The 23,311-nt window shown below is 65.3% G+C and carries 18 protein-coding genes, 2 tRNA genes and 1 pseudogene; 15 read left to right on the forward strand and 6 right to left on the reverse strand.

Going from position 1 to position 23,311, the window contains the following annotated elements; translation table 11 throughout:
- Nucleotides 1-3: 3 nt before the first annotated feature.
- The 4 genes from ALII_RS0100195 to ALII_RS0100210 all read right to left on the reverse strand — a co-directional run bounded on the left by ALII_RS0100195 (nt 4) and on the right by ALII_RS0100210 (nt 4,638).
- The gene (locus tag ALII_RS0100195) at nt 4-1,344 is read right to left on the reverse strand and encodes an FAD-dependent oxidoreductase (protein WP_024585328.1); all 1,341 of its coding nucleotides are present in this window, start codon (nt 1,342-1,344) and stop codon (nt 4-6) included.
- A complete protein-coding gene (locus tag ALII_RS0100200) occupies nt 1,341-2,801 on the reverse strand; it encodes a deoxyribodipyrimidine photo-lyase (protein ID WP_024585329.1) in 1,461 nt (486 codons plus the stop codon). The genes ALII_RS0100195 and ALII_RS0100200 overlap by 4 nt, the downstream gene beginning before the upstream one ends.
- A 113-nt stretch (nt 2,802-2,914) precedes the next feature.
- Nucleotides 2,915-3,661: a class I SAM-dependent methyltransferase gene (locus tag ALII_RS0100205; RefSeq protein ID WP_024585330.1), complete on the reverse strand. Its 747-nt coding sequence runs from the start codon at nt 3,659-3,661 to the stop codon at nt 2,915-2,917.
- Between the two features lie 5 nt (nt 3,662-3,666).
- Nucleotides 3,667-4,638 carry a glutaminase gene (locus tag ALII_RS0100210; RefSeq protein WP_051375741.1) on the reverse strand — a complete coding sequence of 324 codons (972 nt, stop codon included), beginning with the start codon at nt 4,636-4,638 and terminating at the stop codon, nt 3,667-3,669.
- Between the two features lie 156 nt (nt 4,639-4,794).
- Between ALII_RS0100210 and ALII_RS0100215 the strand changes: the two genes are divergently transcribed.
- From ALII_RS0100215 to ALII_RS0100245, 7 genes are all read left to right on the forward strand, one after another.
- Nucleotides 4,795-4,884, forward strand: a tRNA-Ser gene (locus ALII_RS0100215).
- Nucleotides 4,885-5,243: 359 nt separating this feature from the next.
- Entirely contained in the window at nt 5,244-5,900 is a 657-nt protein-coding gene (locus tag ALII_RS0100220) for a TetR/AcrR family transcriptional regulator (protein ID WP_024585332.1), read from the forward strand.
- Between the two features lie 42 nt (nt 5,901-5,942).
- Nucleotides 5,943-6,872 (forward strand): TAXI family TRAP transporter solute-binding subunit, encoded by a 930-nt coding sequence (locus tag ALII_RS0100225; protein ID WP_024585333.1) that lies wholly within the window; start codon nt 5,943-5,945, stop codon nt 6,870-6,872.
- A gap of 88 nt (nt 6,873-6,960) precedes the next feature.
- A complete protein-coding gene (locus ALII_RS0100230; RefSeq protein WP_024585334.1) occupies nt 6,961-8,886 on the forward strand; it encodes a TRAP transporter fused permease subunit in 1,926 nt (641 codons plus the stop codon).
- A gap of 9 nt (nt 8,887-8,895) precedes the next feature.
- Nucleotides 8,896-9,798 (forward strand): amidohydrolase family protein, encoded by a 903-nt coding sequence (locus ALII_RS0100235; protein ID WP_244437233.1) that lies wholly within the window; start codon nt 8,896-8,898, stop codon nt 9,796-9,798.
- Between the two features lie 13 nt (nt 9,799-9,811).
- Entirely contained in the window at nt 9,812-10,543 is a 732-nt protein-coding gene (locus ALII_RS0100240; protein WP_024585336.1) for a PIG-L deacetylase family protein, read from the forward strand.
- On the forward strand, nt 10,543-11,214 hold the full coding sequence (locus ALII_RS0100245) for a 4-carboxy-4-hydroxy-2-oxoadipate aldolase/oxaloacetate decarboxylase (protein WP_201767701.1): 672 nt from the start codon (nt 10,543-10,545) through the stop codon (nt 11,212-11,214). Before ALII_RS0100240 ends, ALII_RS0100245 begins: the two co-directional genes overlap by 1 nt.
- Before the next feature lie 119 nt (nt 11,215-11,333).
- Here ALII_RS0100245 and ALII_RS21445 read toward each other — a convergent pair whose 3' ends face one another.
- Both ALII_RS21445 and selD read right to left on the reverse strand, forming a co-directional pair.
- Nucleotides 11,334-11,987, reverse strand: coding sequence for a hypothetical protein (locus tag ALII_RS21445; protein WP_024585338.1), 654 nt, complete (start codon nt 11,985-11,987; stop codon nt 11,334-11,336).
- Nucleotides 11,988-12,041: 54 nt separating this feature from the next.
- Nucleotides 12,042-13,094 (reverse strand): selenide, water dikinase SelD, encoded by a 1,053-nt coding sequence (gene selD / locus ALII_RS0100255; protein WP_024585339.1) that lies wholly within the window; start codon nt 13,092-13,094, stop codon nt 12,042-12,044.
- 199 nt (nt 13,095-13,293) lie between these two features.
- On the opposite strand from selD, the gene fdnG reads away from it, so the two are divergent.
- From fdnG to ALII_RS22200, 8 genes and pseudogenes are all read left to right on the forward strand, one after another.
- Entirely contained in the window at nt 13,294-16,374 is a 3,081-nt protein-coding gene (fdnG, locus tag ALII_RS0100265) for a formate dehydrogenase-N subunit alpha (protein ID WP_152529491.1), read from the forward strand.
- Nucleotides 16,375-16,387: 13 nt separating this feature from the next.
- Nucleotides 16,388-17,365 carry a formate dehydrogenase subunit beta gene (gene fdxH / locus ALII_RS0100270; protein ID WP_024585342.1) on the forward strand — a complete coding sequence of 326 codons (978 nt, stop codon included), beginning with the start codon at nt 16,388-16,390 and terminating at the stop codon, nt 17,363-17,365.
- A gap of 35 nt (nt 17,366-17,400) precedes the next feature.
- A complete protein-coding gene (locus ALII_RS0100275; protein WP_024585343.1) occupies nt 17,401-18,108 on the forward strand; it encodes a formate dehydrogenase subunit gamma in 708 nt (235 codons plus the stop codon).
- 86 nt (nt 18,109-18,194) lie between these two features.
- Nucleotides 18,195-19,112, forward strand: a complete 918-nt coding sequence (gene fdhE, locus ALII_RS0100280; protein ID WP_024585344.1) for a formate dehydrogenase accessory protein FdhE — start codon at nt 18,195-18,197, stop codon at nt 19,110-19,112.
- A gap of 7 nt (nt 19,113-19,119) precedes the next feature.
- Nucleotides 19,120-20,520 (forward strand): L-seryl-tRNA(Sec) selenium transferase, encoded by a 1,401-nt coding sequence (gene selA / locus ALII_RS0100285; protein WP_024585345.1) that lies wholly within the window; start codon nt 19,120-19,122, stop codon nt 20,518-20,520.
- Complete coding sequence (locus ALII_RS0100290) at nt 20,507-21,280, forward strand: tetratricopeptide repeat protein (RefSeq protein WP_024585346.1); 774 nt, start codon at nt 20,507-20,509, stop codon at nt 21,278-21,280. The genes selA and ALII_RS0100290 overlap by 14 nt, the downstream gene beginning before the upstream one ends.
- A pseudogene (gene selB, locus ALII_RS0100295) lies at nt 21,277-23,103 on the forward strand (selenocysteine-specific translation elongation factor); the annotation flags it as partial. The gene ALII_RS0100290 and the pseudogene selB, both read left to right, overlap by 4 nt.
- Nucleotides 23,104-23,214: 111 nt before the next feature.
- Nucleotides 23,215-23,310, forward strand: a tRNA-Sec gene (locus ALII_RS22200).
- Nucleotide 23,311 lies beyond the last annotated feature (1 nt).

Genomic DNA, 23,311 nt, shown 5'->3' on the forward strand with positions numbered 1-23,311 from the left:
CGCCTACTCGGCGGCCAGCGGCAGTTCGGCGACGCCAGTCTCGCCGCGCGGCCAGGGGATGGTAGCGCCGAGGGCCACGGCCGCGTCAAGGCCGGAGCGAAGGCCGTCCTCGTGGAAGCCGTAGCCGGTCCACGCGCCGGCGAACCAGGTGTGGCGCACACCCTGGATTTCGTCGAGGCGCGATTGTGCGGTGAGTGCACGGGCGTCGAATTGGGGATGTTCGTACGACCATTCGCCGAAGATCGTGTCGGGGGCGGGGTCAATGGCGGGATTGAGCGAGACGAAGAGGGGCTTGGCCGGATCGATGCCCTGGAGTCGGTTCATCCAGTAGGTGACCGAGACCTCGCGCTCTTCCTCGTCGCCGCTGGCGCGCAGGTAGTTCCACGCCGACCATGCGATGCGGCGGCGCGGCATCAGGCTCTCATCGCGATGGAGGATGATGCGGTTCGGGCGGTAGTGGACGTCGCCGAGGATCGTCTGCTCGAGCGGCGATGCGTCGCCGAGGAGCTTGAGCGCCTGGTCGGAATGGGTGGCGACGATGACGGCGTCGAAGCGCCCGGGCGCGGCGTCCTTGGCCCAGATCGTGACGCCGAGCGCGTCGCGGATGATGGTCTCGACGGGGCTCGCGAGCTGGACGCGGCCCTGAAGCGGGGCGAGCAGCTTTTCCAGATAGGTCTTCGCGCCGCCGGTGACCGTGCGCCACATTGGGCGCTCGTGATGGATGAGGCGGTGGTTCTGGAAGAAATTGACGAAGGTGGCGGCCGGGTAGTCGAGCATCTTGATGCGCGGGGTCGACCAGATCGCGGCGGCCATCGGGATCAGATAATTGTCGCGGAAGCCGGGCGAGAAGCGGCGCTCGACGAGATAGTCGCCGATCGTCATGCCGGCGAGGCGGCCGCCGTCGCGGTCGGCGACGCACTGCTTGTTGAAGCGCAGGATCTCGCCGAGCATCTTCAAAAAGCGCGGCGAAAAGAGGTTGCGGCGCTGGGCGAAGATCGACGCGTAGCTCTGGCCGCTCCATTCGAGCTTGCCGCCATCGAGCGAAAGCGAAAAGCCCATGTCGCTCGCATGCGTGGCGACATCCAGATGTGCGAAGAGGGCGGTCAGATCGTGGTAGTTGTGCTCGTTGTAGACGATGAAGCCGGTGTCGACCGAAATGGGCGTTCTATCATAGTCGATGTCGACCGTGGCGGTGTGGCCGCCGGGGCGGGCGTCGGCCTCGAACAGCGTCACCTCCGCGACGTCGCGCAGGGCCCATGCCGCCGACGCGCCCGAAATTCCGGAGCCGATGACGGCGATCTTCTTGCGGCCGTCATTCGTTCGGCTGATCGGAACGATGTTCATGAATTCCCTCGCATCTCTTGATAGGCTTCAAGCGCCCGGTCGCGGGCTTTGGAATGGTCGACGACAGGTACGGGATAATCGGTGCCGAGTTTCACGCCGGCTGCCGAAAGTGTGTCTTTGGACGCAGTCCACGGCGCCTGCAGATCGCCCCCCTCGAGGCCCTGGAGCTCTGGCAGAAATTCGTGAACATATTTGCCGTCGGGGTCGAACTTTTCGCCCTGGAGCATGGGGTTGAAGACGCGAAAATAGGGTGCGGCATCGGCGCCGGAGCCGGCGACCCACTGCCAGCTCGCCGTGTTGTTCGCCGGGTCTGCGTCGACCAGCGTGTCCCAGAACCAGGCCTCGCCGGCACGCCAGTCCTGCAGGAGATGCTTGACCAGGAAGGACGCGACGACCATGCGCACGCGGTTGTGGACCCAGCCCGTCTGCCACAATTGGCGCATGCCGGCATCGACCAGCGGATAGCCGGTCTGGCCGCGCTGCCAGCCGTGCAGGGCTTTTGGGTCTTTCTTCCAGGCGAAGGCGTCGAAGTCGCGGTTGAAGTTGGTCGCGCCGAGGTCCGGGTTGTGGAAGAGGAGGTGGTAGGAGAATTCGCGCCACGCGACTTCCTTGCGGAACTTCTCGACATCGCCGGGCGCGGCGTCGATCCTGCGTGTTTCGAGCGCGTGCCAGATCTGGAACGGCGTGATCTCGCCATGGGCGAGGTAGGGCGACAGGCGCGAGGTGGAGTGGAAATCGGGCCGGTCGCGGTTTTCGCCATAGTTCTTGATGGGGCCGGACAGGAACGCGTCGAGCGCCTGATGCGCGCCGTCCTCGCCGGGCTGCCACATCCTGCGAAGTCCGCCGGCCCAGTCGGGCTTCTCCGGCAAAAGCTTCCAGTCGGCGAGTTTTTCGGATTTCACCGTCGTTGCGGACGGTTTGATCTCGCGCGGCCGCGGGACCGGCTCGCGGGGGTCGATCTGCGCCGTCATCGCGCGCCAGAAGGGTGTGTAGACCTTGTAGAATCCGCCGGTCTTGGTCTTCACCTGCCATGGCTCGTGAAGGAGATGGCCATCGAAGCTTTGCGCTTCGATGCCGCTTTCGACGAGGCGCGCCTTCATTTCCGTGTCGGCGGCGATGGCCGGCGGATCGTAGCGCCGGTTCCAGTAGACGGCTTCGGCGCCGGTTTCCTTCACGAGGTCGGCGGCGACATCCGCCATCGGACCGGCGCGCAGGACGAGCTCGACACCGGCCTTCTTCAAAGAGGCGGAGAGGGCTTCGAGCGAATGGTGCAGCCACCAGCGCCGCGCACCACCGATCGGCCGCACGCCTTCGCTCATCTCGTCGAAGATGAAGACGGGTATCACCGGCCGGCCGGCCTCGACGGCGGCGCGCAACGCGCCATTGTCGGCCAGCCGCAAATCATGACGGAAAAGGACGAGCGCAGGCCGGTCGGATGTGGGGTCTTTGGATGCCATCGGTCGGGAAGCGGGTCCTGTGCGAGCCATTGTCGAGCAATGCTCTCCTTTACGCGAACAGGAGCGGACCGGATCGCCGCAAGTGGGCGATTTCACTCACAAATATGTGCAGCTTAGCGGGGTTCGGCGGCGATCACGTAGTCGAAGCCGCAGCGCAGCCCGTCCAGCCGGGCTTCGAGCGCCAGGGCCTCCTTTCGCAGGGCCTCGACATGGGCGGCGAGAGAGGGGCGCAGATCTTCGGGAACGAGGTGAAGCCGGTTGACGCACATGTCGAGCTGGGCGTTGACGAAGCGCGCGCGGTAGCGGATCGGGAACCGTCTGGTGGCGACGACGGCAAAGCCGGTGGCTGCCAGCCTTTCCTCGATCCATGCCAGCGGAAACTCGCGATAGGGCTTCTGGCCCGACAGGAGCAGGAACGTGTCGCGCAGCCGGCCGATCCGGAAGACGACGTCCTCGGCCGGCGTCTTCGGCTTTTCCACCACATAGGGTTCGAGCCCGACAAGATAGAGCCGGCCCGCCGTGAGCTGGCGCAACCGGGCGATCATCGCTTCCTGGAAATAGGGCGCGAAGCCTTCGATCGCGCCGATCAGATAGTCGGCGACGACCGTGTCGAACGTCGTTCCGGCGAGAAACGCCGGATCGGCCCAGTTGCCGGTGAGGATGCGTTCGTGCGCGGGCGAGGGGCCGAGCGCATCGCGCATGCGCCGGACCATCAGGTCGGCGCCGGTGACGGCGGTCAGATCGTCGGCGGGCAGGGTGCGAAGCCAGCGCAGCGAGTTAATGCCCGTCCCCGCGTCGAGCACGCGCCCCCATGGGCGCGCGGAGTTCAGCTCGGCGATGTGGTCGAAGATGAGGGACATGATTTTCAGACGCGGCGGATGGCGCCGAAGATCGACCAGTCCATGCGCTTTGAAAGCCGCTCAAGCGCGAGCGTTCCCAGAAGTGAATTGCCGTTTTCGTCGAGACCGGGCGACCAGACCGCGATCGATGCCGTATTCGGCACGATGGCGAGGATGCCGCCGCCGACGCCGCTTTTCGCCGGCAGGCCGACCCGGTAGGCGAAATCGCCCGAGCCGTCATACTGGCCGCAGGTCAGCATGATCGCGTTGACGCGACGCGCGCGCTCGGCGTCTTCCTTCGAGACCTTGTCGTCGATGTCCTCGCGGTCGAGCATCAGATAGCGGCCGGCGCGGGCGAGCTGGCTGCAGGAGAGGGCGACGGCGCACTGGCGGACATAGATGTGCATCACGTCGTCGACCTCGTGGGTGAGGTTGTCGAAGGATTTCGCCAGATTGGCCAGCGCCTTGTTGGTGTAGCCGGACGTATGCTCGGAGGCGACGACGTCCTCGTCGATGCCGATCTCGCCATCACCGATCATCTCGGCGATGAAGTCGCGCACCGTGTCGGGAATGTCGTCGCCGGTTCGCCCGTCGAGCAGCATGTCGTCGACGACGAGTGCGCCGGCATTGATGAAGGGATTGCGCGGGATGCCCTCGTGTCGCTCCATGTCGACGATGGAATTGTAGGGATCGCCCGACGGCTCCTTGCCGACGCGCTTCCACACCTTCTCGCCATGAAGCTTGAGGGCAAGCGTCAGCGCGAAGACCTTGGAAATGCTCTGGATCGAGAATTGCGTGTCGGATGCGCCGCCGGCGATCATCTGGCCGTCCCGCGTCAGGACGGCGATGCCGAACTGCCGGGTGTCGACCTTGGCGAGTTCCGGGATGTAATCCGCGGCCTTGCCCCATTCGGTCGCATTGCCGATCTCGATCGCGATCCCGTCGACCACCTTCTTCAAAAGCTCGTGGTCGATGTCCGTCTTGCCCCTGACCGTCATGCCGCCCCTCTTGCGCCGCGCACCAGTGCGGCCGTGTTCCGATAGGAACGGCAACATAGCGCCGGCGCCCGGTGTCGCAAGGGTCGAACGCAGATGTTGACCGCTGCGGGCCGGATCACCTAAATGCCTCGTCTGCCGCACATTGGCACCGGCAGCGGAGGGATGGCCGAGCGGTTTAAGGCACCGGTCTTGAAAACCGGCGAGGCAGCGATGTCTCCGTGGGTTCGAATCCCACTCCCTCCGCCATAAACCCTCAGCTTATCACTGTATAAGAATTTTATTCGTTCTCCCTCCAACGGTGATCGTCAATGCTTGCCGGCATCGACCTTAGCCTTCTGCATCCACTCGTCCAGCCGTCCAGTCCGCGCAATCGCTCTTGGACGTCCAGCACCGGCAGCACAGCTCGCTGGCGCGCTTACGGGGAAAAATTTGCTCCGTCGTCCGGCTCATGATCGCTCTCCGGCTCAGGGGTTGGAGCCTCCGGAGAGCGCTGGTGGTTCAAGATTGCCTTTTAATTCCACAGGAGCCCGCATTTCATTAACATCGTTGACATGCCCAAATTATTTGTACAAACGTACAAGGACGTTGGTCAATGGGAGGAAGAGATGGCAGGCGATGTGCGTCAGAACCTGATCGATTGCGCAGCACGACTGTTTTCTCGCAATGGCTACAGCGCCGTCTCCATGCGCGAGATCGCCAAGGCGGCGAATGCCAATGTGGGAAGTCTCACCTATCATTTCGGCACCAAGGCCAATCTCCTGCGGGAGATCTACGAGAGCCGCACCGCGCCGATGAACGCGCGACGGTTGGAATTGCTGGGCGAAGCGCGGCGTATCCATGATCGCAGCGACCGGCTGCACGCGATCCTGCGCGCCTATGTGGTGCCGGCCTTCTCATCGTCGACCGGTTCGGATGGCGGCGGTGCCGAGTTCACCCGGATGCGGGCGATCCTGTCGGCGGAGGGCAACGAGGATGCCCGCTCGATCATCGCCCAGGCGTTCGACACAACGAGCCGTGCCTTCATCGAGGCGATCGGCGAGTGCGTGCCGGGCGCGCCTCTCGAAGGGCTGATCTGGCGCAGCCAGTTCCTGCTGGGTTCGCTCTACTACGCGCTCATCAACCCGGAACGGATCAGCCGTCTGTCGGATGGGCGCGTCGATGGTCACGACCACCAGCGCGCGATCGATGAAATCGTGGAGGCGGCGCATGCCTCCTTCCTCGCTCTGGCGCCAGCGCAGGACGCGCGCACCGGCGCAATCTGACGGCACACTTCACCCAATCGGTTCAACACAGGGAGGACTAAAATGAAACTCTTGAAGACAATTGCCGCCATGGGGCTGGCACTCAGCCTCGTCACGCCGTCGGTTGCGGCGGAACGCGTTTCCATCGGCACCGGCGGAACGGGCGGCCTGTTCTACGTCATCGGCGCCGGCATGGCCGAGCTTCTCAATCAGAACATGCCGGACACCACCGCCCGCGCCGAAGTCACGGGCGCATCGGTCGAGAACATCCGTCGCGTGGCGGCCGGCCAAATGACGTTCGGCTTCTCCTCCTCCTCGACGCTTTACGAGGCGACGGTCGCCGAAGGCCCGTTCGAAGAAGCGCTCGATGTTGCCGCGATGGCGTATCTCTACCCCGCCGTCCTCCAGATCGCGACGATCGAGAGCACGGGCATCCAGACCATGTCCGACCTTGCCGGAAAGCGCATCAACCTCGGGCCTCCCGGATCGAACTCGGCCGTCCTCGTCCAGCGCCTGATGGAGGCCTATGGGGTTTTCGAGCCCGGCAACGCGCAGTTCCTGTCCTATACCGAGGGCGCGACCGCGCTCATTAACGGCACGATCGAGGCGACGGTGGTCCTGGCCGGCGCGCCGACGGCGGCGCTGATCGATCTTGGCGCGCAGCGCGACATGCGCCTGATTTCGGTGGACCAGGAAACGGTCGCGCCGCTGCTTGAGCAGTATCCGTTCTACCAGTTCTACGAGATCGAAGCCGGCACCTATTCCGGCCAGGACGAAACCGTGCTCGCGATCAACGATCCGGCCACGATCTTCACCAGCACGTCGGCGAATGAAGAGACGGTCTACCAGATCACCAAGGCAATCTTCGACAATCTGGACGAGCTGGGCCAGGTGCATCCGCAGGCCGCGGCGATCGCGCTCGAGACCGCGACCGACGCACCGATCGACCTGCATCCGGGCGCCCGGCGCTATTTCGACGAAGCCGGCCAGTAACTGGCAAGCGCGCCCGCCAGTTCGGGCGCGCTCCTTTCCCGACCTGTCAAGAAACGTAAGCACCAGCGAGGACGAGATGGTTCGAGCAATGGATGAACTCCGGCAACCGGCCGAAAGTGCCGGTGAAATGGAAGTCAGGACCGTTTCGGTGATCTTCGCCATCCTGGCGATCACCGCCACCGCGCTCGTCATTCATGGCGCGTTCTTCGGCAACATCACCGCGCTGCTCTTGCGCTCGCTCTTCCTTTCGGTCGTGGCTGCCGCAGGCCTGATGGCAGCCGCGTTGCGCATGCGCCCGCCTGTCGTTCGCACGCTGCTCTACGCACTCGCCCTCATCGCCCTCGTTCCAGGGCCGTATCTCTACCAGTCCTATCTCGACATCATCATGCGCGGCGCGATCGCCACGCGCATGGACGAGATCATGTTCGTCACCACGCTCGTCGTCGTGATGCTCCTTGTGCGCCTGACGATCGGCTGGTCGCTGGTCATCCTGTCCGCCGTGGCGCTTGCCTATGCGTATTGGGGCTACCTGATCCCGGGCAAATACGGGCATGGCGGCTATGACATCTCGCGTCTGGCATCGACGCTCTTCCTGTCGACCGAAGGCTTCTACGGCGTCCCGATGGGGGTTGCGGTCGAGTACATCCTGTTGTTCGCGCTGCTCGGCAACGTGTTGATGCGCATGGGCACCGGCCAGGTCTTCGTCGACATCGCGCGCGGCATGACGGGCCGGGTGCAGGGCGGCGCCGGGCTGTCGGCGACGCTGGCGAGCGCCATGCTGGGCACGATCAACGGAAGCGCGGTCGCCAACGTCGTCACCTCCGGCACCTTCACAATTCCCCTGATGCGCCGCACGGGCTTCACGCCCGTCACCGCCGGCGCCATCGAGGCCGCCGCCTCGTCCGCGGGCCAGATCCTTCCCCCCGTCATGGGCGCCGCCGCCTTCCTCATGGCCGAGATCATCGGCGTGCCCTATAGCCAGATCGCCCTTGCCGCGCTGGTGCCGGGCCTTCTTTACGTTCTTGCCCTGATGGTCGCGGTGCGCCTTGAAGCGGGTCGGCTGAACCTCGAGCGCGACATGTCGGGCGGCCTTCGGTTCCTGGGTGAGACGCTGAAGACGCGCGGCTATCTGCTTCTGCCACTGGTCGGCCTCATCGCGCTCCTGATGACCGGCACGACGCCCACACGCGCGGCCGTCTACTGCCTTCTGATCGCCCTTGCGATCAGCCCGTTCGCCGCGAACACGCGGCTGGGGCTGATGTCGCTGATCGACATCTGCCGCGCCACGCTCGTGTCGATCCTGCCGATCGTTGCGGCCGTGGCGGCAGCGGGCATCGTCATCGGTGTCCTCAACCTGACCGGCATGGGCCTGATGGTCTCGAGCCTGATCATCGAGGTCGGCGGTTCCAACATCTGGCTGGTCCTGATCCTCACCGCATTCGCCGCCTTCATTCTGGGCCTCGGATTGCCGACATCGGCGGCGTACCTTCTCCTTGCGGTACTGATCGCCCCCGCGCTCGTGCGGCTCGGCATCGATCCGATCGTCGCGCACATGTTCATCTTCTATTACGGCCTCGTCTCGGCCATCACGCCGCCCGTGGCGCTGGCCGCCTATGCAGCCGCCAGCATCTCAGGCGCCGATGCCAATGCGACGGCGGTGGAATCGATCCGGCTCGGTTTCGTGAAGCTCCTCGTGCCGTTCCTGTTCGTGACGATGCCCGGCCTGCTCCTGCGCGACGACGTCATCAACATCTGGCTCGCGATCCCGCTCGCCACGATCGGGCTGACCGGGCTTTCGGTGGCGTTCGCAGGCTGGCTGGTGCGCCCGATGGGCTGGCTCGACCGCGCTGTCGTGGCCGCCGGATCGCTGCTCGTTCTATGGCCTTCGCCAGTCGACGCTCATGATCTGACGACGCTTCTGGCGCGGGCGGCAGGCCTCGTCATCCTCGTCGTGATGACCATGCGCCTGATGAGCAGCACGTACAGGCCGGACCCCGCCGCCGCCCGTCCTTGAACACAACTGATGAACGACAACATGCAGGAACGATCGATGACGCCTGAGCCGCTGCCCTTCCACCCCAAGCCGAAGAAGCCGGACATCGCGCTGCCGCAGGGCGCCTGCGACGCGCATTGCCACGTCTTCGGGCCGGCCGCGCGCTTTCCCTTTGCCGCGCAGCGCACCTATACGCCGATCGACGCGCCGAAGGAGAAGCTGTTCGCGCTGCACCGCCATCTCGGGCTCGAGCGCTCGGTACTGGTGCAGGCGAGCTGCCACGGCACCGAAAATGCGGCCATGCTGGACGCGATCGCCGCAGGGGAAGGGCGCTATCGCGGGATCGCCATGGTCGAGCGCGACATCGACCAGAGCGAACTGGAGCGGTTGCACGAAGGCGGCGTGCGTGGCGTTCGCTTCAACTTCGTCACGCATCTTGGCAAACCGGCCGATCTCGACGCGATCCGCGAGATCACGGCCAAGATCATCCCGCTCGGCTGGCATGCTGTCGTGCATTTCGATGCGCATCGGCTCGAGGGCCTTGCGCCCTTCCTGCGCGCGCTGCAATTGCCGATGGTGATCGACCATATGGGCCGCATCGATGCCTCGGCCGGCCCCGAGCAGCCCGCCTTCCAACTGCTTCTCGACCTGATGCAGGACGAGCGCTTCTGGGTGAAGGTCTGCGGCTCGGAGCGCATTTCCCGCGCCGGGCCGCCCTTCGAGGATGCGGCGATCTTCGGTGCCATCCTGGTCGAGAAGTTTCCCGACAGGGTTCTGTGGGGCACGGACTGGCCGCATCCAAACATCAAGAAGCACATGCCGGATGACGGGGCGCTGGTCGATCTCCTGAAGATCATCGCGCCGCGACCCGAGCTGATGCAGAAACTTCTCGTCGACAACCCGACGCGCCTCTACTGGCCCGAGACTCTTTGAAGGAGACCGCCTCATGAGCAACAAGACAGCACTCGTCATCAGCGCCCACTCGGCCGACTTCGTCTGGCGGTGCGGCGGGGCGATCGCGCTGCACGCCGACAAGGGCTACGACGTCACGGTGGTGTGCCTTTCCTATGGAGAGCGTGGCGAAAGCGCCAAGCTGTGGAAGAAGGACGGCATGACGCTGGACACCGTCAAGACAGAGCGGCGGCGCGAGGCGGAAAAGGCAGCCAGCGCGCTCGGCGTGCACGACATCCAGTTCTTCGACCTCGGCGACTACCCGCTCGAGATGACGCGCGAAGCGAAGGATCGGCTCGTCGATGTCATGCGCGCCGTGCAGCCGGAGTTCATGCTGACTCACTCAAAATTCGACCCTTACAATACCGACCACATGTACGTATCGCAGTGGACGCTGGAATGCCGCGCCATCGCGCAGGCCTGGGGCCACAAGCCCGGTCAGAAAGTCCTCGGCGCGCCGCAGGTCTATCTGTTCGAGCCGCACCAGAGCGAGCAGATGGAATGGAAGCCCGACACCTTCCTCGACATTTCGCAGGTCTGGGAGAAGAAATGGGCCGCGATCCAGTGCATGGAGGGCCAGGAACATCTGTGGCACTATTACGAAAACGTCGCCCAGAACCGCGGCAACCACTTCATGCGTAATTCAGGCGGCCAGTCCGGAGGGCGCAAGTCGACCCATGCGGAAGGCTTCCAGTCAATCTTTCCGCGCACCGTGGATGAGCTGTGATGGGCGTCGTCGTTCAGAACATCGAGCGGGCCGATCCGGCAATCGTCGCGCGGCTGGGCGCCTGCGGCGTCGCCACTGTCCACGAGGCGCAAGGGCGAAAAGGGCTGCTTGCCTCCTATATGCGGCCCATCTATCGCGGCGCGCGCAGCGCTGCCAGCGCGGTGACGATCTCGGCCCCGCCGGGTGACAACTGGATGCTGCATGTCGCGATCGAGCAGCTCCGCGACGGCGACATTCTGGTGCTCGCGCCGACCAGCCCATGCGAGGATGGTTATTTCGGTGATCTTCTGGCGACATCGGCCATGGCGCGCGGCTGCCGCGGCTTGATCATCGACGCAGGCGTGCGGGACGTCGCGGACCTGACGCAGATGGGCTTTCCGGTCTGGTCGAAGGCGATCTTTGCGCAGGGCACGGTCAAGGAGACGCTGGGCTCGGTCAACGTTCCGGTCGTGTGCGCGGGTGCTCTGGTCAATCCGGGCGACGTGATCATCGCCGATGATGACGGCGTTTGCGTCGTCGCCCGCGCCGAGGCCGAAGAGGTCGCGAAAAAGGCCGAGGCGCGCTTGGCCGCCGAAGAGGAAAAGCGCCAACGGCTCGCAGCCGGGGAGCTGGGTCTCGATATCTATAGAATGCGCGAGCGGCTTGCTGAAAGGGGCTTGAAGTACATCTGACGACGCAGTCGTAAATACTTCCAGGACCTTAAGGGCGCGCTGGTGGAGCCTCCACGCCGGTTGGCGCCGAGTGCCGGATCGGCGATTAGCTTCTGCCGTATGTCAGCCTGCCGTCGATATCAACAGTCGGCGGCGTCTTCGTCCGGCGCGGTCGGGGTCACTGCGGCGTCTTCGTCGGGCTGGGCGGGGGCTTGCGGTCCTTCGACGGCGGTTTCGCCGCTGATCGGGTCGAGGCCGGAGGCGACCTCTGGGTGTTCCTGCTGGGGCGAGGAATCAAGCTCTTCCGACTGGCTGGTGCCGATGTCGGAGCCGCCGAGACCGCCGGTCCAGCCGCTGGAGCCCGAGCCGCCGGGTGCGGTGCCGGCGTCAGGGCCCGCGACCGGCTGTGTTTCGGATTCGGACTGCTCGGCGGAGGCCTCTTCGCCAGCGGCGTTTTCGGGTTCCGGCTCATCATCGGCAGCGGGTGCATCCGCTTCGGTAGCGGGCGAATCCACTGCGGCAGCAGGCTCGTCAGCGTCTTCTGCTGTTTCGAGCGACGCCTGCATGTCGTCGGTCGATCCATCGGTGGCCGACTGGCCGGCAGGTTCGATGCAGTCGCCGCGTTCGGGCTGCGTCTCGTCCTGCGTGGTGGCCGAGGCGGCTTCGCCGGCGGGCGCGGCGGGTTCCGTCTGGTCGGCCTGCGGCGCGGCGGCAGGCGGCGGCGTCTGGGCATAGACGAGCGAGGCCGTCATCATGGCGCCGGCGAGCGGCAGGGCGAACAGGGACCGTTTCATGCCATTCCTCCATAAATCAGTGACCGGTAAAACACGCGAAACCGCATTTCGTTGCTAGGCGACGACGAGGCGCGGCTCGCCGGCCTCGACCGTGCCGACGATCGCGGCGCGCGGATAGCCGGCTTCGCGAATGCGTGCCAAGAGGGCGTCCGCTTTGCCCGGCTCGACGGCGACGAGCAGTCCGCCCGATGTCTGCGGGTCGGTGAGGAGGTGGCGGCGCCAGTCTTCGAGACCGTCCGGCAGAACCACCTCGTCGCCATAGCTCTTCCAGTTGCGATGCGAGGCGCCGGTCACGAAACCCGACTGCGCCAGACGCTCGGCCTCGTCGAGGAAGGGCAGGGCGGCGAGGTCGAGAGTGAGCGTCGCGTTCGAGCCGCGGGCCATTTCGAGGCCGTGACCGAGGATGCCGAAACCGGTCACGTCGGTCATCGCATGAACGGCCTCGTCCGCGGCGAGCTCCGGTCCGATTCGATTCAAGAGGGTCGTCGAGGCGATCATCTCGTCGAGGCCCGCGCGGTCGAGCGCCGCCTTCTTGATCGCGGCCGAGTAGATGCCGACGCCGATCCCCTTGGTCAGGATCAGGACGTCGCCCGCCCGCGCCATGGAATTGCGCTTGACCTGCGCCGTCGGGCAGGTGCCGATCACCGCCAGGCCGTAGACGGGCTCGGGGCAGTCGATCGAATGTCCGCCGGCGACCGGAATTCCGGCCTCCACGCATATCGAGGCGCCGCCGGCGAGGACCTGGCGGATGTCTTCCGGGTTCATCTTGTCGATCGGCATGCCGACGATGGCGAGCGCGAAGATCGGTTTTCCGCCCATGGCATAGATGTCGGAGATCGCGTTCGTCGCGGCGATGCGGCCGAAGGCATGGGGATCGTCGACCATCGGCATGAAGAAATCCGTCGTGGCGATGATCGAGGTGGTGCCGTCGAGATCCCAGACGGCGGCGTCGTCCGCCGTCTCCGTTCCGACGAGGAGACCGGCATAGGGACCGGCCTTCGGCATCCCGCTCAACAAATCTTGAAGAACGGCCGGCGCCAGCTTGCAGCCGCATCCGCCTCCATGGGCAAGACTGGTCAGGCGCGGTTTTTCGGTGCTGGCGTCCATCTTCTACCTCCTCGGTCTCATACTTTCGAAGCATATCCTTTATCGTTTCAAGCAAAGCCGTGCATCCCCGACCTTTGATGTATTTAATATGATAAAAACACTCATGTTTTAGTGCTTTGACACAACTTGGGCGCGACTGTAACGTTTCACGCGAGAATGAATCCGGGATTCCGGGAACAGGCAGGGAGGAGGCTTCCGCATGAATATGGAACTCTCACGCCGCAGCTTTCTGAAGGGCGCGGGCGCGGGTGTCGCAGCAACGACACTTGGCGCCTTCGGCTTCGGGGAAGCGGAAGCGGCGTTCGTCGAGGGGCTGCGGCCCTACAAGCTCGCCGGGACGACGGAGACGCGCAACACCTGCCCGTATTGCTCCGTCGCCTGCGGCGTCATCATCTATTCGAAGGGTGATCTGACGCAGGGTACCGCGGAAGCGATCCACCTCGAGGGCGATGTCGATCATCCGACCAATCGCGGAACGCTTTGCCCGAAGGGCGCGGCGCTGCTCGACTTCATCAAGGCCGATACCCGCCTCATGAACCCGAAGGTTCGCCGTCCCGGCTCGAACGCCTTCGAGGAGATTTCGTGGGACGAGGCGATCGACGGCATCGCACGCCACATGAAGGACGATCGCGACGCCAATTTCATCGAACGCAACATGGATGGCGTTCCGGTGAATCGCTGGACGACGACCGGCTTCCTGGCCGCGTCCGCGACGACGAACGAGACCGCGTTTTTGACCTACAAGGCCGTTCGCTCGGCCGGCATGGTGGCTTTCGACAACCAAGCGAGAGTCTGACACGGCCCCACGGTGTCCAGTCTGGGCCCAACTTTCGGTCGTGGTGCAATGACGAATTCGTGGACCGACATTCGGAACACGGATCTGGTCGTGATCATGGGCGGCAATGCCGCAGAAGCGCATCCTTGCGGCTTCAAATGGGTGACGGAGGCGAAAGCCAACCGCGGCGCCAAGCTCATCGTCGTCGATCCGCGCTACACGCGCTCGGCCTCGGTCGCGGATTATTACGCGCCGATCCGGCAGGGCTCGGACATCGCGTTCCTGCTCGGCGTCATCAAATACTGCATCGACAACGACAAGGTGCAGTGGGACTACGTCAACGCGTTCACCAATGCGGCCTACATCGTCAAGGAGGGCTTCGCCTATCAGGACGGCCTCTTCACCGGCTATGACCCGGAAAAGCGCGAATATGACCGCGCGACCTGGGATTACGAGATCGGCGAGGACGGCTTCGTCGTCATGGACGAGACGCTGCAAAATCCCCGTTGCGTGTGGAACATGCTCAAGGAGCATATCGCCATCTACACGCCGGAGATGGTGGAGCGCATCTGCGGCACGCCTCAGGAGAAGTTCCTGAAGGTTGCCGAGATGATCTCGGAATGCTCGACGCCGACCAAGACGATGACGTCGATGTATGCGCTGGGCTGGACCCAGCACTCCAAGGGTTCGCAGAACATCCGCTCGATGGCGATGTTGCAGTTGATCCTCGGCAATATCGGCGTGCGCGGCGGCGGCATGAATGCGCTGCGCGGGCACTCCAACATCCAGGGTCTGACCGATATCGGCCTGATGTCGAACCTGATCCCGGGCTATCTCAACATCCCGACCGAAAGGGAAGTGGACTACCCGACCTATATTTCGAGCCGCGGCTTCAAGCCGCTACGACCGAACCAGGTCAGCTACTGGCAGAACTATCCGAAGTTCTTCGTGTCCTTCATGAAGGCGATGTGGGGCACGGCCGCGACGCCGGAAAACAGCTTCGCCTACGACTATCTGCCCAAGCTCGACCTGCCGGCCTATGACGTGCTGCGCGCGTTCGAGATGATGGATCAGGGGCAGATGTTCGGCTACTTCTGCCAGGGCTTCAATCCGCTGCTCTCGTTCCCGGATCGGGGCAAGATCACGCGGTCGCTCTCGAAGCTGAAATATCTGGTGGTGATGGACCCGCTGGAGACGGAAACAGCCCGTTTCTGGGAGAATCACGGCGAGTTCAACGACGTGGATTCGGCGTCGATCGAGACCGAGGTCTATCAGCTCCCGACGAGCTGCTTTGCCGAGGACGAGGGCGCGCTGGTCAATTCCGGGCGCTGGCTGCAATGGCACTGGCCGGCGCAGAACCTGCCGGGGCAAGCCAAGCACGACACCTGGATCATGGCGCAGATACATCTGAAGCTGAAGCAGCTCTATCAGGAAGAGGGCGGCAAGTTCCCCGACCCGATCCTGAACCTGCACTGGCCCTATGCCGATCCGGGCGACCCGAAGGCGGACGAGATCGCCCGCGAATTGAACGGCTATGCCGTCGAGACGCTGCGCGATCCCAACGATCCGACCAAGGTTACGGTCGAGGCAGGGCAGCAGGTGCCGGGCTTCGCCGCGCTGCGAGACGACGGCTCCACGGCCGCCGGCTGCTGGATCTATTCCGGCTGCTACAACCAGAACGGCAACAACATGGCGCGGCGGGACAATTCCGACCCCGACGCGACCGGCGCCTATCTGAACTGGGCATTCGCCTGGCCGGCCAACCGGCGCATCCTCTACAACCGCGCCTCGGCCGATCTCGACGGAAAGGCGTGGGACCCCGAGCGCAAGCTCATCGAGTGGGACGGCGAGAAGTGGGCGGGCTACGACGTGCCCGACATTCCGCCGACATCGAACCCGCGCGATGTCGGTCCGTTCATCATGAACCCGGAGGGGCAGTCGCGGCTGTTCTCGAGGGGCATGATGCGCGACGGGCCATTCCCGGCGCATTACGAGCCGTTCGAATCGCCCGTGGTCAACGTCGTCGCGCCCGCCATCCGGGGCAATCCGGTGGCGCGCGTGTTTGAAAGCGACCGCGCGACATTCGGCGATGCGGAGGAGTTCCCCTATGCGGCGACGTCCTACCGCCTCACCGAGCACTTCCACTACTGGACGAAGCACGTCTGGGTGAACGCTGTTCTCCAGCCCGAGTTCTTCGTCGAGATATCGGAAGAACTCGCGGCGGAACGGGGCATCGAGAAAGGCGGCTGGTGCCGGGTCTGGAACAAGCGTGGATCGGTGCAGGCGAAAGCCGTCGTCACCAAGCGCATCCAGCCTTTGATCTGCGACGGCAAGCCCGTCCACATCGTCGGCATCCCGCTCCACTGGGGTTTCACCGGCGCGGCCAAGAACGGCATGGGACCAAATTCGCTGACCCCGTTCGTGGGCGACGCGAATATCGAAACGCCGGAGTTCAAGGCATTTCTCGTGAACATCGAGCCGTCCAGCGGCCCGGCAACGGCATAAGGGAGGAGAGACCATGACCATCAACGTCAATCCGCCCGTCGCGCCGGATACCGCCATGCAGATGGGACCGCAGGATTATATCCGGCGGTCCGCCTCCTCGGTGCCGGCGCCCGCGCGCCAGCTCGAGGCGGTCGCCAAGCTCATCGACGTGTCGAAATGCATCGGCTGCAAGGCCTGCCAGTCGGCCTGTCTCGAGTGGAACGACCTGCGCGAGGAAGTCGGCGTCAATGCGGGCGTCTACGACAATCCGCACGATCTGACGCCGAACACGTTCACGCTGATGCGCTTCACCGAATGGGTGAACCCCGAGACCGACAATCTCGAATGGCTGATCCGCAAGGATGGCTGCATGCACTGCGCCGATCCGGGCTGCCTCAAGGCCTGTCCCGCGCCCGGCGCGATCGTGCAGTATTCGAACGGCGTCGTCGACTTCGTGAAGGAAAACTGCATCGGCTGCGGCTATTGCGTGAAGGGCTGTCCGTTCGACATCCCACGCATCTCCAAGGTCGACAACCGCTCCTACAAGTGCACGCTCTGCTCCGACCGCATCGCAGTCGGCCAGGGGCCGGCCTGCGCCAAGGCATGCCCGACCAAGGCGATCGTCTTCGGCACCAAGGAGGAAATGAAGGCGCATGCGGCCGAGCGCATCGAGGATCTGAAGTCGCGCGGCTATGCCAATGCCGGGCTCTACGATCCGCCGGGCGTGGGCGGGACGCATGTGATGTACGTGCTGCATCACGCCGACAAGCCGTCCATCTATGCCGGCCTGCCGGACGATCCGCGCATTTCTCCGCTGGTCGAAGCGTGGAAAGGGGTCACCAAATATGCCGGCTTTGCCGTCATGGGCATCGCGGCGGCTGCCGGCGTGCTGCACATGGCGATCTCCGGTCGCAACCGCGTCACCGTCGAGGATGACGAGGAGGCGCGCCGCCTGACGGCGGTGGCTCCGGGCGCGGCGCCGCTCGATCCGAGCAAGGAGACCCTGTCATGACGGACAGCACGCTGCATGGGCGTCCGGCTCCGCAGGTGACCAAGGCCGACATCGACCGCGGCGACCGGCTTCACGTCGGTCGCGAGGTCGTCGTCGACCGCTATACGAAATGGGCGCGGGTCAATCACTGGATCACGGCGATCAGCCTGATCCTGCTCGCGCTCTCGGGGCTCGCCCTGTTCCATCCGTCGCTCTACTGGCTGACCGCGCTTTTCGGCGGCGGCCAGTGGACGCGCGCGATCCATCCGTGGATCGGCGTGGTGCTGTTCGTCTCCTTTGCGGGCCTGTTCATCCGGTTCTTCCGATTGAACCTGCCGCGCCGGGAAGATGCGCAATGGGCGGCCCATATCGGCGACGTGCTCAAGGGCGACGAGGAAAAGCTGCCAGAAGTCGGCAAGTACAATGCCGGGCAGAAATTCGTCTTCTGGGCGATGTCGATCCTGATCACGATCCTGATCGTGTCGGGGCTGGCCGTCTGGGAGCGGTATTTCTCGCAGTATCTGACCGTTCCGCAGCTTCGCGTGGCGATGCTCGTCCATTCGATGGCGGCGGTGGCCATCATCTGCGTGTGGATCATCCACGTCTATGCGGCCTTCTGGGTCGAGGGCACGCTTCGTGCCATGACACGCGGCAACGTGTCCGGCGGCTGGGCGTGGCGGCATCACCGCAAATGGCTGCGCGCGCTCGCCACCTATGGCAAGCGCGACGACCAGAGCCCGGACGGACGCGGTCCCGCGACCTGACGGAACGCGAACTCATGCCCGGCGTGACACGACGCCGGGCAGCATTCTAGAATGCCGCGTAGCCCGTGCGGCTCGTGGAGGATTTCATGGCGCGTCGAATTCCCGTCAAGGGAGACATCACCGCGATCGGCGAGGTTCGCACCCCGCCGGCTGCTCGCGTGCCGGACCCGGTGCGGCTGTTCGAGCGGCGGGCCCGGCGGTTCGGCGAACTTGCCCAGCCGGAGGGCATCGGTCCTTATCTCGGCTTTCTTGCCGGCATCGCCGCCGCGCAGCAGGAACTCGCGCAGGAGCTTCCCGCGCCCGCGCTCGCCGATCCCGGTTCGGTCAAACGCTCACTCGAACATTCGATGCCGCCGCTCGACCGCGCGGCCTTTCGCCCCGACGAGGAGTTTCGCTCGCTGAGCGAGCGGCTGTTCGGCAAGATCGAAGCGGTCGGCAAGCCCGCGGCGGCAAAGAACGCACTGTCCTCGGTGCGAAAGGCTGACGCGTCGCGCTTCGAGGCGATGGTTGCCAACCTGCTCGCCGATGCCGTTCCAGCCGAAGCGATGGCCGAACATGCCTATGTCGCCGCCGCGTTGCAGCTTCACTTCGTCCGCGCCGCGTCGCTCCTGCCCGAACGTGAGCTGAAATCGGTCGGAAACGGCGCTTGTCCCGCCTGCGGCGGCCCTCCGGTCGCCTCGGTCATCGTCGCCTGGCCGCAGGCCGGCGGAACGCGCTACTGCGCCTGCGCGCTTTGCTCCACGCTCTGGCACCATGTGCGCATCAAATGCGCGATCTGCTCGTCCACCAAGGGCATCAAGTATCAGGAAATCGCGGACGGGCCGGGCACGATCAAGGCCGAAACATGCGACGAGTGCGGCTGCTACGTGAAGATCCTGAACCAGCAGCAGGACGCCTCGCTCGAGCCGCTGGCCGACGATGTGGGTAGCCTCGGCGTCGATCTCCTGATGCGCGAGACGCAGTTCCGACGCGGCGCGTTCAATCCGTTCCTGCTGGGATACTAGTCCTGCGATGAACGAGAGCTTCCGCGCCATCCCGTCGGTAGATGCCGTGCTGAAATCGCCAGCCGGGCAGGCGGCGATCGATCGGTTCGGGCGCACGGAGGCGACCGCGCGCATACGCCTCGTTCTCGATGCCGAGCGCCAATCCGCGCGCGAGGGGCGTGCGCTGCGCGATGCGCAGGCCATCGCCGCGCTGGCACTTTGGCAACTGGAAGCGGCGTCCGGATCATCGCTGAGGCCTGTCTTCAACCTCACCGGCACGGTGCTTCACACCAATCTCGGCCGCGCGCTGCTCGCCGAGGCCGCAATCGAGGCGGCGACGGAAGCGATGCGCGATGCAACCGCGCTCGAATTCGACCTTGCGACCGGCAAGCGCGGCGAGCGCGACGATCATCTGCGCGATCTCGTCTGCGAACTGACCGGCGCGGAAGACGCGACGCTCGTCAACAACAACGCCGCTGCCGTGCTCATCGTGCTGAACACGCTCGCCGGCAATGGCGGCGGGGCCGTGGTCTCGCGCGGCGAACTGATCGAGATCGGCGGCGCGTTTCGCATGCCCGACATCATGGCCCGGGCCGGCGCGCGGCTGGTCGAGGTTGGCACGACGAACCGGACCCACGAGAAGGACTATCGCGCAGCGCTCGACACCGGCGACATCGCGTTGATCCTCAAGGTTCACACATCGAACTATCGCATTGAAGGATTTACGAAGGAGGTCGATGCGCCTTCGCTCGCAGCGCTTGCGCGGGCGGCTAAGGTGCCGCTCGTCAACGATCTCGGCTCCGGCACGCTGGTCGATCTTGCACGATGGGGCCTGCGGCGTGAGCCGACGGTGCGGGAAGCGGTCGCCGAGGGCGCCGACATCGTCACTTTTTCCGGTGACAAGCTGCTGGGCGGTCCGCAGGCGGGCTTCATAGTCGGTCGCAGGCATCTGATTGCCGCGATCAACCGCAACCCGATGAAGCGCGCGTTGCGCGTCGACAAGCTGCGGCTCGCCGCGCTGGAGGCGACGCTGAAGCTCTATCGCGACCCCGATCGTCTCGCCGAACGCCTGCCGACCCTTCGTCTGCTGGCGCGCAGCCAGGCGGAGATCGCCGGGATGGCGACCGCGATCCTGCCGGATGTGCGCGCGGCGGTTGGGCCGTTCTACACGGTCGAGATCGTCGATTGCGGAAGCCAGATCGGCTCGGGCGCACTTCCGCTCGACACGCTGGCTTCCTCGGCGCTCGCCATTCGCGCTGTTGACGGCAGTGGCTCGGCGCTCGACCGGCTGGCCGCGGCGTTGCGCGCGCTGCCGGTGCCGGTCATCGGGCGGATCGCCGATGGCGCTCTGCTGCTCGACTTGCGGTGCCTGGAAGATGCGCCCCGCTTTATCGCCAATCTCCGGGGTCTTGCCGATGGGCTGGCTTGACCGCTTCCGGCGCGTTTCGGAGCCGGAACGCGATCCGATGGACGAAGCACTTCGCTCGGCAAAAGAAGGTGACTTCCAGGCCGCACTCGCCATCTGGGAGCCACTGGCGCGGGCCGGCAATGCGCGCGCGCAAAACAACATCGCCGCCTGCTTTTCCGGCGGTCACGGACTTGCGGAAAATCCCGAACTGGCCGCAAAATGGCTCAAGCTGTCCGCAGCGCAGGGCGATCCGGTCGGCCAGCGCAATCTGGCGACGTTGCATTTTCGCGGCGAGGGGGTCGAACAGGACGAGGCGGAGGCGATGCGGCTCTATCGCCTCGCCGCCGATCAGGGCGACGCGACGGCGCAGGACATGTATTCCTGGATGCTTGCCGACCACGAGGACTACGCAGCATCGCTCGCCTATGCCGAGCGCGCTGCCGCGCAGGGCGTGGCGGCGTCGATGACGCGGATCGGCAACCTTCACCACAATGCACTCGGCGTCGAGCGCGATGCGGGCGTTGCCGCAGAATGGTGGCGCAAGGCTGCGATGCTGGGCGAGGCGGACGGGCAGGCGATGCTCGGCGCGGCGCACATCACCGGTGCGGGCGTGCCCCGCGACCCGGTCGCCGCGCTTGTCTGGCTGCTGCGCGCGCGCGACGGCGGCTCGAAGCTGGCGCACAACTTCATCCCCGCCGCAATTGCCGTTCTGTCGCCCGAGGAGCGCGAGGCGGCCAAGTTGCGCGCGGATCGCCCGTTGCTCGACGAGGGCGAGGCATGATCGTCGGCACGGCGGGCCATATCGACCACGGCAAGACGTCGCTCGTGCGTGCGCTGACGGGTGTCGAGACCGACCGGCTGAAGGAAGAAAAGGCGCGGGGCATCTCGATCGACCTTGGCTTCGCCTACCGCACGCTGGCGAACGGCGCGCGGATCGGCTTCATCGACGTGCCGGGCCATGAGCGCTTCATCCACACCATGCTGGCGGGCGCCGGAGGAATCGATTTCGCGCTGCTGGTGGTCGCGGCCGATGACGGCGTGATGCCGCAGACCCGCGAGCATCTGGCGATCCTCGATTTGCTCGGCGTCTCGCGCGGTATCGTCGCGATCACCAAGGCCGATCTTGCCGGCGAGGACCGGCTGCTCGCCGTCGAGATCGAGATCGAGACGCTGCTCGCGGGAAGTTCGCTCGAGGGCGCGCACGTGCTGGCGGTTTCGAGCGCGACGGGGCTGCGGGTCGCCGAGCTCGAGGCAAGGCTGGCCGAGGCCGCGCTCGCCATCGGACGGCGCAATGCAGACGGCCGCTTTCGGTTGGCGGTCGACCGGGCCTTCACCATCCAGGGCGCTGGTACGGTGGTGACCGGGACGGTCCTTTCCGGCGAGATCGGCGTCGGGGATCAGGTCGTCGTCAGTCCGCGCGGGCTTCAGGCACGTGTGCGCTCGATCCACGCGCAGAACGAGAAGGCCGAGCGCGGCCGGGCGGGCGACCGCTGCGCGCTCAATCTGGCCGGCGAAGGGATCGGCCGCGATGCGGTCGCGCGGGGCGACATGGTCGTCGATCCGGGCCTGCATGCGCCGACGGCGCGGATCGACGCCGAACTGAGCATTCTCGCTGGCGAGCCGAAACCGATCGGCCAGTGGTTCCCCGTTCATCTGCACCATGCCTCCTGCGAGGTGCCCGCGCGCATCGTGCTCCTGCAGGATGCACCGATCGCGCCCGGAGGTCAGGCGATCGTCCAGCTTGTGCTGGACCGCCCGATTTCGGCGGCGGTGGGTGACCGCTTCGTCGTTCGCGACACGTCCGCCCGGCGCACGATCGGCGGCGGCCGGTTTCTCGATTTGCGCGCGCCTGCACGACGGCGGCGTTCGCCGGAGCGCCAGGCGCAGCTTGCCGCGCTCCTGCCGGCCGAACACGACGCATCGCTGCGCGCGCTTCTCGACACGCCACCCTTTTACGTTGATCTCGACGGGTTCGCGCGGGATCGGGCGATCGGCGGCGACGGAGTGGCCAGGCTTGCGGGCGACCTGATCCGCATTCCGCCGGACGTCGGCACGATGGCGATGACGCCGGCGCGGTGGCTTCGCATACGGGATCGGTTGCTCGCCGATCTCGATGCCTATCATGCGGAAAATCCCGATCATCCGGGCATCGGCCTGGAACGATTGCGCATGATGGGCGAGGCGCGCCTGCCGGCGCCCATGTTTCGGATGGTGCTGCAGAGCCTGCAGCGCAGAGGCGAGATTTCGCTCGACGGCGCATGGGTGCGCCGGGCGAGCCACGTCGCGCGGCTGTCGGAGGCGGACGAGGCGCTTTGGGCGCGGATCGAGCCGCTGCTCATCGGCGAACAGCGCTTCCGGCCGCCGCGGACGCGCGATCTCGCCAATATATTCGCGGTTTCCGAGGCCGACATGCGCCAACTCCTGAAGCGCGCGAGCCGAATGGGACGCGTGCACGAAATCGCCCATGACAGCTTCTTTGCGCGAAGTGTCGTTTCGCAGATCGTCGCAATCCTTCAGGATGTCGCCGCCGGCAAGCCCAAGGGCGAGTTTGTCGCCGCCGACCTGCGCGATCGGTTGGAAAACGGGCGCAAGGTGTCTATTGAGATTCTGGAGTTTTTCGACCGGCACGGTCTCACGCTGCGGCGCGGTGACCTGCGCCGCCTGAATCCGCATCGGCTCGACCTGTTCGGTCCCGCGCCCGATGCAAGTGACAAAGGAAGAGAATCGTCCCCGGTGGGGCGTCCGGACTTCAAATCCGGGTGGGGCCGTGAGACGGTCCCTGGTGGGTTCGACTCCCACTCTCCTCCGCCAG

Origin of the sequence: Aliihoeflea sp. 2WW, assembly GCF_000497755.1 — a bacterium.
Classification (GTDB): Bacteria; Pseudomonadota; Alphaproteobacteria; order Rhizobiales; family Rhizobiaceae; genus Aliihoeflea.

Excerpts from the sequence above, each read along its gene's own strand:
- ALII_RS0100195 (WP_024585328.1), bottom strand. The coding sequence starts at position 1,344 with ATGAACATCGTTCCGATCAGCCGAACGAATGACGGCCGCAAGAAGATC.
- ALII_RS0100200 (WP_024585329.1), bottom strand. The coding sequence starts at position 2,801 with ATGGCATCCAAAGACCCCACATCCGACCGGCCTGCGCTCGTCCTTTTC.
- ALII_RS0100205 (WP_024585330.1), bottom strand. The coding sequence starts at position 3,661 with ATGTCCCTCATCTTCGACCACATCGCCGAGCTGAACTCCGCGCGCCCA.
- ALII_RS0100210 (WP_051375741.1), bottom strand. The coding sequence starts at position 4,638 with ATGACGGTCAGGGGCAAGACGGACATCGACCACGAGCTTTTGAAGAAG.
- ALII_RS0100220 (WP_024585332.1), top strand. The coding sequence starts at position 5,244 with ATGGCAGGCGATGTGCGTCAGAACCTGATCGATTGCGCAGCACGACTG.
- ALII_RS0100225 (WP_024585333.1), top strand. The coding sequence starts at position 5,943 with ATGAAACTCTTGAAGACAATTGCCGCCATGGGGCTGGCACTCAGCCTC.
- ALII_RS0100230 (WP_024585334.1), top strand. The coding sequence starts at position 6,961 with ATGGATGAACTCCGGCAACCGGCCGAAAGTGCCGGTGAAATGGAAGTC.
- ALII_RS0100235 (WP_244437233.1), top strand. The coding sequence starts at position 8,896 with ATGAACGACAACATGCAGGAACGATCGATGACGCCTGAGCCGCTGCCC.
- ALII_RS0100240 (WP_024585336.1), top strand. The coding sequence starts at position 9,812 with ATGAGCAACAAGACAGCACTCGTCATCAGCGCCCACTCGGCCGACTTC.
- ALII_RS0100245 (WP_201767701.1), top strand. The coding sequence starts at position 10,543 with ATGGGCGTCGTCGTTCAGAACATCGAGCGGGCCGATCCGGCAATCGTC.
- ALII_RS21445 (WP_024585338.1), bottom strand. The coding sequence starts at position 11,987 with ATGAAACGGTCCCTGTTCGCCCTGCCGCTCGCCGGCGCCATGATGACG.
- selD (WP_024585339.1), bottom strand. The coding sequence starts at position 13,094 with ATGGACGCCAGCACCGAAAAACCGCGCCTGACCAGTCTTGCCCATGGA.
- fdxH (WP_024585342.1), top strand. The coding sequence starts at position 16,388 with ATGACCATCAACGTCAATCCGCCCGTCGCGCCGGATACCGCCATGCAG.
- fdhE (WP_024585344.1), top strand. The coding sequence starts at position 18,195 with ATGGCGCGTCGAATTCCCGTCAAGGGAGACATCACCGCGATCGGCGAG.
- selA (WP_024585345.1), top strand. The coding sequence starts at position 19,120 with ATGAACGAGAGCTTCCGCGCCATCCCGTCGGTAGATGCCGTGCTGAAA.
- ALII_RS0100290 (WP_024585346.1), top strand. The coding sequence starts at position 20,507 with ATGGGCTGGCTTGACCGCTTCCGGCGCGTTTCGGAGCCGGAACGCGAT.